This window comes from Oceanobacillus sp. FSL K6-0251, from assembly GCF_038004725.1.
GTDB lineage: Bacteria > Bacillota > Bacilli > Bacillales > Amphibacillaceae > Oceanobacillus > Oceanobacillus oncorhynchi.
Genome location: NZ_JBBORS010000001.1, coordinates 3398547 through 3410710, shown reverse-complemented (window position 1 = coordinate 3410710; position 12164 = coordinate 3398547). Strand labels below are relative to the sequence as shown.

At 40.8% G+C, this 12164-nt stretch carries 11 protein-coding genes and 1 riboswitch; of the genes, 5 read left to right on the top strand and 6 right to left on the bottom strand.

What is annotated here, in order from left to right:
• Positions 1–39: 39 nt before the first annotated feature.
• From MKY45_RS16955 to MKY45_RS16940, 4 genes are all read right to left on the bottom strand, one after another.
• Complete coding sequence (locus MKY45_RS16955) at positions 40–1386, bottom strand: glucose-6-phosphate isomerase (RefSeq protein ID WP_042530671.1); 1347 nt, start codon at positions 1384–1386, stop codon at positions 40–42.
• Positions 1387–1647: 261 nt separating this feature from the next.
• A complete protein-coding gene (yugI, locus tag MKY45_RS16950; RefSeq protein WP_042530673.1) occupies positions 1648–2016 on the bottom strand; it encodes a S1 domain-containing post-transcriptional regulator GSP13 in 369 nt (122 codons plus the stop codon).
• Positions 2017–2232: 216 nt separating this feature from the next.
• Positions 2233–3237 (bottom strand): potassium channel family protein, encoded by a 1005-nt coding sequence (locus tag MKY45_RS16945; protein ID WP_042530675.1) that lies wholly within the window; start codon positions 3235–3237, stop codon positions 2233–2235.
• A 300-nt stretch (positions 3238–3537) separates the two neighbouring features.
• Positions 3538–4092 carry a thioredoxin family protein gene (locus MKY45_RS16940; protein ID WP_042530677.1) on the bottom strand — a complete coding sequence of 185 codons (555 nt, stop codon included), beginning with the start codon at positions 4090–4092 and terminating at the stop codon, positions 3538–3540.
• A 167-nt stretch (positions 4093–4259) separates the two neighbouring features.
• Between MKY45_RS16940 and MKY45_RS16935 the strand changes: the two genes are divergently transcribed.
• Entirely contained in the window at positions 4260–5330 is a 1071-nt protein-coding gene (locus tag MKY45_RS16935) for a M20/M25/M40 family metallo-hydrolase (protein WP_341173141.1), read from the top strand.
• A gap of 82 nt (positions 5331–5412) precedes the next feature.
• Positions 5413–5536: riboswitch (FMN riboswitch) on the top strand.
• Between the two features lie 217 nt (positions 5537–5753).
• A complete protein-coding gene (locus MKY45_RS16930; RefSeq protein WP_042530680.1) occupies positions 5754–6335 on the top strand; it encodes an ECF transporter S component in 582 nt (193 codons plus the stop codon).
• A gap of 124 nt (positions 6336–6459) precedes the next feature.
• Here MKY45_RS16930 and MKY45_RS16925 read toward each other — a convergent pair whose 3' ends face one another.
• Positions 6460–6813 (bottom strand): hypothetical protein, encoded by a 354-nt coding sequence (locus MKY45_RS16925; RefSeq protein WP_042530682.1) that lies wholly within the window; start codon positions 6811–6813, stop codon positions 6460–6462.
• 159 nt (positions 6814–6972) lie between these two features.
• Entirely contained in the window at positions 6973–7908 is a 936-nt protein-coding gene (locus MKY45_RS16920; protein ID WP_042530684.1) for a 1,4-dihydroxy-2-naphthoate polyprenyltransferase, read from the bottom strand.
• 291 nt (positions 7909–8199) lie between these two features.
• On the opposite strand from MKY45_RS16920, the gene MKY45_RS16915 reads away from it, so the two are divergent.
• The 3 genes from MKY45_RS16915 to menH are packed head-to-tail and all read left to right on the top strand — an operon-like array spanning position 8200 to position 12141.
• Positions 8200–9600, top strand: a complete 1401-nt coding sequence (locus tag MKY45_RS16915) for an isochorismate synthase (RefSeq protein ID WP_193065456.1) — start codon at positions 8200–8202, stop codon at positions 9598–9600.
• A gap of 4 nt (positions 9601–9604) precedes the next feature.
• A complete protein-coding gene (gene menD, locus MKY45_RS16910; RefSeq protein WP_341173140.1) occupies positions 9605–11350 on the top strand; it encodes a 2-succinyl-5-enolpyruvyl-6-hydroxy-3-cyclohexene-1-carboxylic-acid synthase in 1746 nt (581 codons plus the stop codon).
• Positions 11347–12141 (top strand): 2-succinyl-6-hydroxy-2,4-cyclohexadiene-1-carboxylate synthase, encoded by a 795-nt coding sequence (menH, locus tag MKY45_RS16905; RefSeq protein ID WP_445667627.1) that lies wholly within the window; start codon positions 11347–11349, stop codon positions 12139–12141. The genes menD and menH overlap by 4 nt, the downstream gene beginning before the upstream one ends.
• Positions 12142–12164: the final 23 nt, after the last annotated feature.

Here is a 12164-nt window from a genome sequence, read left to right as displayed (position 1 = left end):
TTTATGGATTCTCTCCATAAAAGAAAGGTTTTCTATTTTTTACAATCTCTTCTCAAGTTCTTCTTTTTCTGCTTCAAAACCAGCTTTACCAAGCAGGGCAAACATATTTTTCTTATATGCTTCTACACCAGGCTGATCGAATGGATTAACACCAAGCAGATACCCGCTGACAGCACATGCTTTTTCAAAGAAGTATACTAAATAGCCGAAAGTATATGCATCCAGTTTTGGAACCTCGATAATCAGGTTTGGAACATCACCATCTGTATGTGCTAATAAGGTTCCTTGGAATGCTTTATCGTTAATTTCATGAATACTTTTGCCAGCCAGATAATTTAAGCCATCCAAATCATTTTCTTCTTCTTCTACCTTCAAATTCTTCTTAGGCTCATTCACATGAAGGATGGTTTCGAAAATATTTCTTCTTCCTTCTTGGATATATTGTCCAAGGGAGTGTAAGTCTGTAGAGAAGTTGGCAGATGACGGGTAGATACCTTTTTGATCTTTCCCTTCACTTTCACCAAACAGCTGTTTCCACCATTCAGAAAAATATTGAAGCGCCGGCTCATAATTAATGAGCAACTCAGTTACTTTTCCTTTTTGATACAGAATGTTACGCACGGTTGCATATTGATATGCCGGGTTGCGATAGACGTCAGGAACAGCCAGGTCTTCCATGGCAGTTTGTGCCCCTTTCATCATAGCATCTATATCAATGTTGCTTGCTGCAATCGGTAATAGACCTACTGCAGTTAATACAGAATAACGTCCGCCGACATCATCAGGAATAACGAATGTTTCATAACCGTTTTCATCAGCTGTAGTTTTTAATGCGCCGCGTTTGCGGTCGGTTGTTGCATAGATACGTTTTTTAGCCTCTTCTTGACCATATTTTTCTTCCAGCAGCTTTTTAAAGATACGGAAAGCAATGGCAGGCTCTGTAGTTGTTCCACTTTTAGAAATAACATTAATAGAGAAATCTTTATCTTTCAGTATATCTGTCAGTTCACTCATATAAGTAGAGCTTAGGTGGTGGCCAACAAAAATAACTTGAGGTGCTTTTCGCTCTTCTGAGGAAAGCAGATTTTGGAAGGAGTGGTTGAGCATTTCTAACGCTGCTTTCGCTCCAAGATAAGAACCGCCGATACCGATAACAAGCAGGATATCAGAGTCATTTTTAATTTTTTCTGCACTTTTCTTGATGCGTGCATATTCTTCCTGATCATAGTTTTTAGGTAGATCCACCCAGCCTAAAAAGTCATTACCTGCACCAATTTTTTCATGAATCATCTGGTGCGCACGCAATACAAATGGAGACAAGTTTTTAATCTCTTCTTTGCCAAAAAATGAAAGTGCTTTATCATATTTAAACGTAACATGTGTCATTTAGATTTCCCCCTTAAAAATTGATTCCATATCTTATTCTACTTTAATCTATTAATGTGATGAAATCAAGGCTAAGGGTCTGAAAGGGGGGTGCACAAAAGGAAAATAACGTTCTGGAAAAAAGGTTGAAAATAACGGGATGTTCTTAAAAAAGAGGATAATAATAGGCTGTTTAGAAGAGAAACAAAGTCCGAAGAACAGAGGTAACAGAATATGAAAATCACCCAAGAGCGATAACGCTCTTGGGTGACGATTTTTGTCTTACTTATTCTGTGTCTGGTCAATCCAGTCCTGCAATTTGTCCTTCAGAATATTAAAACCGCTTGAGTCATTATTAGAATCATAATTGTTTGCGGTATTCTCTTGTTTCACCGTCTCTTTTGGTGCTTCCTCGGTAGCGCGGATAGATAAAGAAATTTTTCCTTTTTCTTCATCAATTTGAATGACTTTCACATTAACTGTATCACCGACATTCAAGTGTTCATTAATATCTTTTACATATCCGTGCATGATTTCAGAAATATGAACTAACCCCTGGGTGTCTCCATCAATTGCAACAAATGCACCATAAGGCTGGATACCAGTTACTTTTCCTTCTATTACTTGACCAATTTCTACGTTTGCAGTCACATTAAACATCTCCTATATCTTTTTATACCTTTTATAAGCTATCCAAAGCGGATGGAAAAAGAAAAACCAGATTTTGGTGAGGTTTTTATCAATTTTTGCTGAGAATCAGCTGATTAAAACCGTTATCTTTTTCTGCATCTTTTGAACACGTACTTTTTCAACAATAAAACAGTATATCACAATCTATAGGAAATGGCTAATCTAACAATTATGCTTTCAATGCTGCCGTTTGCTGAGACAGATAAGGGTATCTTTTTCTTCAAGTATATATGTTGTCTCCGGATGAAGGATATAGTCTTTTTCACGAATAATGCCAATTACTAGAATCTCTTTTTCCAAGAAAGAAGTGACTGCTTCTGTATAGGTTCTTCCTGTTAAAGAAGAAGGTACAGCTCGATGAACAAATTTTTGCTGGGTGAGAAGGTGATAAATATCTTCAAACGGTGTCGATTGCACCTCGGGATCCAATTCATGAAAAAACAGGCTGCTCATAAAATCATTTGATCGGATAATCGTTGTTGCTCCTGCACGGGCAGCATTATCAATCTGCTTCTTGGAGAGAATCTCGGAAACGATAGGGATATCAGGGTTATTTCCGCGAACAGCAATCGTAGTCAGTATAGTATGTGTATCTGATTCATAATCTGATTTTTGATTATCTGCAGCAATAAAAACACAGGATGCTGCTTTGATATTGGCCATATGCAGGATGGCATCTTCTGTTGCATTGCCTTTAATGTAATGGACTGGCAATTTGGTGTAAGAGAGGTTATTCAATGTCCGGTCAATGATAACGATTTTCTTATTGTAGTAATATTCGATGATTAAATGGACAAGCTGACGGGTCCGTTCATTAAAACCGATAAAGACATAATGGTCTGTTCCATGAAAAGCGAGCTTTCCTTCCTGTGATTTTTTTTCACGTTTAATAACGGTCGTAGATAAGGATGCAATATAGAATGCAATTAACCCCCCGCCGCTTAAAATTAAAAATGCAGCAAGTAATCTCCCGATTAATGTTGCCGGCACATAATCTCCATAGCCGACAGTCGCCCCGGTGACAAGCGCCCACCAAATACCATCTGTTAATGAAGGGAAGGTTTCCGGTTCAATTAAATAAATAAGGTATCCAAAGAACGGCATCGCGATCAGTACAAGCAGCAGGAGTTTCAGGATATTGGGTATACGATAATAAAGCAGTCTGAAAAAACGTACGTTCATCGGGAGCCCTCCAATCTATATTGGTTAGTATGTGCAGAGAGCAGGGGTCATTATTCGTTTTCTTTTGCAGCTGCCTTGCATGCCCAGGGGGAGTGTTTTTGTCTGGAGCATTTATGAAAAAGAGGAGAGCAGATGTCCGCTCCGGGAAGTCGCTTTCCGAAGCAACGCTTCAGTCTCTTCGGAAGAAAACCGCTTCCTGATCAGGTCTACCTGTTGCTTTTCCCGCAGGAGTAGACAATATCCGCTCCCATCTTTAAAAAAACATCCATTACACAGGTGAATGGATGCTTTTAGAAAATATTATATTGCTTTCAACGTTTCTTTCATACTTTCATAAACAATGGACCAATTATCTTGGTCGTCCCGATAAGATTTGGAGATAAAACGATGCATTTGTTTTTGTTTTTCCTCAAAGTCATCGGCATCCTTAGAAGGAAGCTGCGCACGTGCTTCATCTATATAAGCTTGAATTTTAGACGCCCTCGGTCCCCATTTGCCAGCCTCATTTCCTTCTGAATCAATAAAAATGATAATCGGAATTGATCTTGCTGTTCCGTTTGTCAAGTATTGATCCATTAATTCAAGATTATCTTCCCGAAGCAAAGCTTTAACAGGCATATTGACAGCCTCTGAAATTTTAAGAAGAATCGGCATATTTAACATCGCGTCGCCACACCAATCTTCTGTAAGAATAATGGCTCTTAAGTTCTTATTTTTAACTTCTTCAAAAAAGGCTTCATCAGCTGGTAATGAAAAATTATCATAGATGTATAATAAATCCTCTTTATTTACTTCCATTGCTTCAATGTATTCATCTGGATCAAGTCCTTTGTCATACCATTCGTTTAATGACATCTATATCCCTCATTTCAATTATTTGATATAGTAAGTGTACCTTCTTCTGTAAATTTGGTAAACAGTTGTTACTTATTATGGAGAGGTTCTGTAAATCTTCCTCCTTCAAATGAAGCGTGAATGGTAAATCACTTTAGATGGAAGAATAGGTGATAGGAGGCTATAAAATGGCAGATAAACAATATGATTTTTTAATGGATTTACTTCATACCCCGTCTCCATCAAGTATGGAAATGGAAATTCAAAAGAAATGGATCCACTATGTTAAGGAGTTTGCGGATGAAATCAGAACAGATCATGTCGGCAATGCAATTGCAGTATTGAATCCGGCTGCTCCATTTAAAGTACTTTTAGCAGGTCATTGTGATGAAATTGGCTTAATGATTCAACGCATCGATGAGCGAGGCTTTTTATTTTTTGAAAAAATGGGTGGCGTCAATCCAAAAGCAGCTGTAGGGATGCGGGTAACGGTGCTGGGCTATCAGGAAACCTTTACAGGTGTTGTTGGGGTAAATGCGCAGCATCTCGGCGGAATAAAGGGTGATTTTGATGTACAGGACTTATACATTGATTGCGGCTTCCAATCAAAGGGAGAAGCGCTCAGGAAGGTGCAGGTTGGCGATCTCTGTGTGTTCAAAACGGAGCCGGAAATATTACAGGACCGTTATATTTCAGCGAGAGGATTGGATAATCGTACCGGAGCTTTTATGGTTGCGGAGGTAATTCGCAGGCTCTCTGAAAAAGGTTTGTCCATTGGTGTTTATGGCGCAAGTACGGTCAATGAAGAAACAAATATGGGAGGGGCGTATTTTGCCGCTGCTGGTATAGAGCCGGATTTTGCCATCGCTATGGATGTAACCTTTGCAACGGACCACCCTAATGTGAATACGAAAAAGCAAGTGGAAGTTGAGTTAGAAGGCGGTCCGGTTTTAGCTAAAGGCGCTCCAATTCACCGTAAAATCAATCAGTGGCTGAAAAAAGCAGCGAAGGAAAAAGACATACCTTTACAATATGAGTTAACACCTAAGGCGACAAGTACAGATGCAGATAAAATGCGCTATACAGGCAAAGGTGTGCCAGTAGCGCTGGTGTCCTTGCCGCTCAGGTATATGCATTCACCTGTAGAAACAGTAAGTAAAAAAGATATGGAAATGGAAATTGAATTATTAGTAACGATGCTTGAAAATATAACAGGAAAAGAAAATTTAAACCCATTATATGATGAGAAAAATGGATAATGTGAAGATATATTGAATTAAAAATTTTTCTCTTGTCAAATGCGTTTTATATGGTATACTATACCTAAATTAAATATTCGATTCCAATCTTCGGGGCAGGGTGTAATTCCCGACCGGCGGAAATAGTCCGCGAACTGTATAACGTTACAGTTGATCTGGTGAAATTCCAGAACCGACAGTGATAGTCTGGATGGGAGAAGATGTCGAGCTTATTTTATTCACTATACGTGTATGTTTTTGCGTATTTATTTAGCGATGACACAGAACCCTAAAGCCTCAAAAGCTTTAGGGTTTTTTTAGCGGGATAGGCATGATAATGTTTAGTAAAGAGATACCGCTTTTCTGGGTTATACACAGAATAAAGAATAGCATCGAACCTTCATCACGAGTTGGAATCGGAAAAATGATGGAGGAGGCAGACTGATGCAAAAAAAGAAGAAAAATCAGCTGTTAAAGTTAATTATTATCGCATTATTAAGTACTATTTCACTCGTGTTATTTTTTATCAATTTTCCGTTGCCATTTTTACCAACACCATATTTAAAGGTCGATTTCAGTGATGTTCCAGCGTTAATCGCATCGTTGATATTCTCACCGTTGGCCGGAGTGCTTGTCGTAGGATTTAAAAACTTGTTATATCTGGCTGTATCTGGTTCTGGAGAGCCGATTGGCGTGTTATCTAATTTTGTGGCAGGGGTTATGATTGTATTGCCAGTATCACTCATTTATCATCGGGTCAAAGGCTTAAAAGGTCTTATTACAGGGCTTGCAGCGGGTACCGTTATCATGGCGGTTGGCATGAGCGTACTCAACTATTACTTCATTTTACCGGCGTACGGCTGGTTTATGGGCTGGGAAATGTCTGAGCAAGTGAAGTGGGTTACCGTTATCGGCGGGGTGCTTCCGTTCAATTTTATTAAAGGAATTATTATCGCGATTTTGTTTATCCCGTTATTTAATAGAATGCAAAGCTGGATTCAGCAGCAGCGGACCAGATTTATATAAAGTGAAATTCCTTCAGCCGGGAGCTGTAAAGAAACTTTCCGCTGAAGGTTACATGCAAAAAAAAGCAGAGACTTGGATAAAATAAGTCTCTGCTTTTTTTTATTCTGTTTTTAGTCCCAGATAATTATTCTGTGTCGGAAGCTTCTTCCACAAGAATGCTTGCAGTAGGCAATACCTCAAGTCTTTCTTTAGGGATGGGTTTTCCGGATTTTTCACTGATTCCGTATGTGCCATCTTCTATTCTTTGTAACGCATCGTCAATTTCTGTAATCTCTTCTTTTCGCATTAGATTGAACCCGGCCTCCCGCTGCTGTTCAAACTGCTCTGTTCCTAAATCTGCCGGATGATTATTGACGGAAGCAAGTTCATCATCTTGATTATTATCTGTTTCTATATGGGCTTCCGCTTCCTCTTTCATGTCTAAAAGCCTTTTTTTAAAATAAGTGATATCTTCTTTAGTTAAATGTTCCGCTTGCATGATTACCATCCTTTCTAAATGATTTATCCACAAATGCTTATAAACGATGTTCAAAAAGCCCAATCAACATGACATATCAAATTTCTATCGGACTTTTTGAACAAGCACTTTTCTCACAGAGAACTGTCCGTAAAAACCCCTACTGCGTGAAGTTTCGTTTTAGAACAATCCGGAAATTAACAAAGAGAGACCTAACAGCATCCCGTAAATTGTATTTGTTTTCGCTGTTTTTGCCATTGCCGGCATCATTTCAATTGCTTTTGTCTTCCCCTTAAATTGGATGATGACACTGGCTGCCGGTGGAATACTCAGTAAAGTAAGGAAAGACCATAAGGGCAGAGCGCCTGTCAGTATAAGAATAATAGTGATTGAAAATGAAACAATAAACAGCAAAGCAAGCAGCTTGATTGATTTTGGTCTGCCAAGAAGAACGGCAATGGTTTTTCTTCCGCCTCTCTCATCTCCATCACGATCCCGAATATTGTTGGCAAAGTTAATACAGCCGATAAATATAGTAATTGGAAGGGAGATCCAGATCATTTCCGTCGTCACGGAAGCCGTTTGAATATAATAGGTGATCCCAATAATAACGGATCCCATCAGCACACCAGAGAATAATTCTCCAAAAGGTGTGTAGGAAATCGGAATAGGACCTCCAGTATATAAATAACCGATTGCCATGCAAAATAAACCAATAATTGCAATCCACCAGCTCGATGCGATACATATGTATACACCAATTCCAACGGATATAGCATAAAAAAGTAAAGCAATGTTACGAATCCGCTTTGGGTGCATCCCGTCCCGGACAATTGAACCGCTGATTCCGACCGATTGATCGTTATCTAATCCGCGTACAAAATCGTAGTATTCATTAAACATATTGGTAGCTGCCTGAATCAGTAAAGAGGCAACCATCATCGCAAAAAACAGCAGCCAATCAATGGTACCTTCATTAAAAGCAATCATTGTCCCGACAAAAACAGGGACAAAGGATGCTGTCAGTGTATGCGGCCGGATTAACCGCCACCATTTATGAAATCCTTCCCGTTCATTCAGTAATTCTTTTATATCAGCCGAATCTTTCGTCGTCATTACCTGCTTCCTCCTAAAAAACAATATCGTATTTATTTTAGATAAGGGACAGAGACGTGTCAAACCTATTTTGCGGGAGGAACAGACAGTTATGGATGGAAAATGAGAAAAGCATAGCAGATTTAAACGAATTAGTAGGCTTTTCTTGAGAAAGTAACGAAAAGGGCATAAAATAGGAGAGGATAAAAAATACCTGTCCAACTTATGAAAGGATGTTCAAGAAGTATAATAAAAAAGAGGTTATCTCTTTTGTGATTCTTGAACACGTACCTATTACGGAGGTTTATCAACATGATCGAAGTAAAAGAAAAACAGTTTACTGCTGAATTGGAAGCTGCTATACAGTCCGTTCATACAGATCAAAAAAACAAACTGTTTAGTTATACGGAAAAAATAAATCCAGTTAATTTATATAGATTTTTAGAAAAAGCGGCTGATTTAAAGCTTCCTCGTACATTTTGGTCCAGTGCAAATGAAGATTTTCAAATGGCGGGGGCGGGGCATGCTTTTGAATTATCTGCTAAAGATTCTCCATCTCGCTATGAACAAGTGGAGCAGGAATGGCATGCTTTATTAAGTGATGCTGTTATTTATAACCCCTATCATGTTTCAGGTACTGGGGTTGTCGCACTTGGAGGTTTTTCTTTTGACCCGTTAAAGCCCCAGACAAAGCTGTGGGAAAACTTTCCCTGCAGTCATTTTTCTATTCCAAATTATATTCTAACTCATGCAGAAGGGAATTATTACCTTACCCTAAATCGCTTCATCTGCACAGACGAAACGTATGCCGGTGTATTGGAGCAATTACAAGACCATCGTCAGACCCTGCTGAATAATGCAGAGAATAAGAGGGATGGATATGTATTGCACATTCAACGTAAAACAGAGATTGATCCGGAACAATGGAAGGAAACAATTAAAAAGGCTACAGATGTGATGAAAAATACGGCAGTTGATAAAATTGTGCTGGCAAGAGAGGTACGGCTGCATTTTAATCAATCAGCAAACATTCCCGACATTCTCAAGCGTCTTGTAGATACGCAGCCAAATACCTATGTGTTTGGCTATGAAATGGGAGAGGATTGTTTCCTTGGAGCAACGCCGGAGCGTCTCGTTAAAGTGAAAGATGACGAAGTACTTTCTACCTGTTTAGCCGGTACAGCACCACGCGGAGAGACAATGGAAGAGGACGAGCAAATCGCTGATAATCTGTTTAGAGACCCAAAAAACCGCGAGGAGCATGATTATGTCGTGCAGATGATCCGCAATACGATGGAGGCTTACTGTACAGATGTTAATGTTCCGTCTGAACCGGCTGTGCATCAATATAAAACACTTCAACATTTATATACGCCGGTGCGTGCAAAACTGAAAAAAAACCATCGTATTTTTTCCATTATCAGCGGTCTGCATCCGACGCCTGCTCTTGGCGGAACGCCGAGACAGGAAGCGTTAGCGTTTATCCGGGAAAATGAATTATTGGACCGGGGCTGGTACGGAGCACCTATCGGCTGGATGGACAGTAATAATCATGGAGAATTTGCTGTCGCCTTACGTTCCGCACTTATCCAAAAGGACGAAGCTTCCCTGTTTGCAGGGTGCGGAATTGTCGAGGATTCGATTCCGGAAAGTGAATATGAAGAGACTAATATTAAATTGATGCCGATGTTATCTGTTTTAGGAGTGGATTAGAGAAATGAATTATACAGAAAGCTTAACACGTTATACTGCAAACTTTATTGACGAGCTGGCGAGGAATGGGATGACGGATGTTGTTATTTCTCCCGGCTCCAGGTCCACTCCGCTGGCGCTGGTGTTTAGAGAGCATCCATCTATCAAAGAATGGATTGTTATCGATGAAAGGTCAGCAGCCTTTTTTGCATTGGGATTAGCGAAAAAATCAAATCGGCCGGTAGCACTGGTATGTACATCAGGAACGGCTGCTGCAAATTATTATCCGGCTGTGGTAGAGGCTTTTTACAGCAGAGTGCCCCTGCTCGTTTTGACAGCGGACCGTCCGCATGAATTACGTCAGGTCGGGGCTCCGCAAGCCATTGAGCAAATAAAAATGTATGGAGATTATGTCAAATGGTTTCATGAGATGGCGACCCCGGAAGGAACGCCGCCAATGCTGCGTTATGCGCGTCAAAAAGCAGCGCAGGCTTTTGCCTTTACAGAGCAGGGGAATAAAGGGCCTGTTCAAGTAAACTTTCCCTTTAGAGAACCGCTCACGCCAGATTTCACCCTTCCTGATATTTGGGGTGCTGAAAAAGAGAAATCTACTGCCCGCATAAATAGAATGGAAGGCATGAAGTATTTAGGCGAAGAACAAATACAGGAACTTACGGCTCTTTTTGGTTCTTCTCGAAAAGGGCTCCTCGTGTGCGGACCAGAGATGAATGTAAATTTCGCAGAGCGTGTATGCGAACTGGCTCAAGTTTGGAATCTGCCTGTTCTGGCTGATCCTTTATCACAGCTGCGGACAGGGGAACATGACAAAACTCATGTCATCGAAGGGTACGATGCGTTCTTACGAGATTCGGAAATCCGTGAGCGGCTGCAGCCGGATTATATTATCCGCTTCGGAGCGATGCCGGTATCGAAAGCATATTTGTTTTATGTCAAAGAGCATAGCCATATTCCGCAGTTTGTTGTAGAAGAGAATGAAGGCTTCCGTGACCCGACCGGCAATGATACAGCTTATATCTATGCTGACCCAAGACAACTATGCAGCCAGCTGATTGAAAAAGCGCCGGATAAGCTTCCAACTGCAGCATGGCTGGATGAATGGCTGCATTATAATCAAATTGCTAAGAATCATTTATTATCTGGAGAAGAAACGCAGGTAACAGAGGGAGAAGCCGCCCGCGGAATAGCAGCGGTTATTCCTGACCAGACAACATTATATGTCGGAAACAGTATGGCTGTCCGTGATGTGGATAGCTTTTTTATGGTGTCTTCGAAGGCTGTTTCCATCCTTTGCAATCGGGGAGCAAATGGGATTGATGGTGTGATTTCAAGTGCTGTTGGTGCAGCAGCAGCTGGCCAGCGGGTTACCCTGCTGATTGGAGACCTCTCCTTTTTCCATGATATGAATGGGCTGCTGGCGGCAAAACAATACCAGCTCCCAATCACTATTGTATTAGTAAATAATAACGGTGGAGGAATTTTTTCTTTTCTTCCACAGGCTAATGATAAGAAGCATTTTGAAGCACTTTTTGGCACGCCGGTTGACTTGCCTTTTGAAAAAGCCGGAGCGTTATATGGTGCAGCTTATCAGGTTGTTTCAACAGAGCGTGCTTTAAAGGAACAGCTGGAGCAAAGTTATCAGCAATCCGGCTTATCCATCATTGAAGTGAAAACAGATCGTGATGAAAATGCTGTCTGGCACCGGGAGAAATGGAATCGTGTTATGGCAGAGATAAAAGAGGGATGGCAATGAGTTCAGCGGGTTTACCATACGAAATCATCGGTGAAGGAGAACCTGTGCTGTTTTTACATGGATTTACCGGAACACGCGAGACCTGGCGCGAGACTTGCTCGTATTTATCCGGCTATCAATGTATTTTAGTGGATTTGCCGGGGCATGGAGAGGCAGACAGTACCATTTCTTCGATGAAAGATTGCTGTACCCTGCTTGCGGAGCTTTTAGATAAATTAGGAATAAAAAAAGCGCATGTCGTCGGCTATTCTATGGGAGGAAGAACCGCAGTCAGCTTTGCAATGTATTATCCGGAGTATATTGCTTCTCTTATATTAGAGAGTGCCTCTCCAGGATTAAAAGAGGAAGCTGCCCGTCGTGAAAGGAAAGAAAAGGACGAGCAGCTGGCACAGCGTATTTTAGAAAATGGCATCGAAGCATTTGTAGATACATGGCAGGAGCTTCCTTTATTCGCCACTCAAAAACAGCTGCCGGATCATGTGCAGAGGAATATCCGTAATGAACGTCTTTCTCAAAAGGAGGAAGGCTTGGCGATGTCTCTGCAGGCGATGGGAACAGGTACTCAGCCCTCCTGGTGGGGGCAATTATCAGAGCTTGCGAAACCGACTTTATTGATTGCCGGCGAAGAGGACGAGAAATTTGTCGCCATAAATCAAATGATGCAAAAAGCAATTCCACAGGCAGCATTCATGCTTCGTCCGAAAGCCGGTCATGCTGTTCATGTGGAAAAATCGCGAAACTTTGGTAAAATGGTAAATGTGTTCTTAAATGAAAATCATATTACGTCATAAGCCTTGCGCTTGAAAGGAGTCAT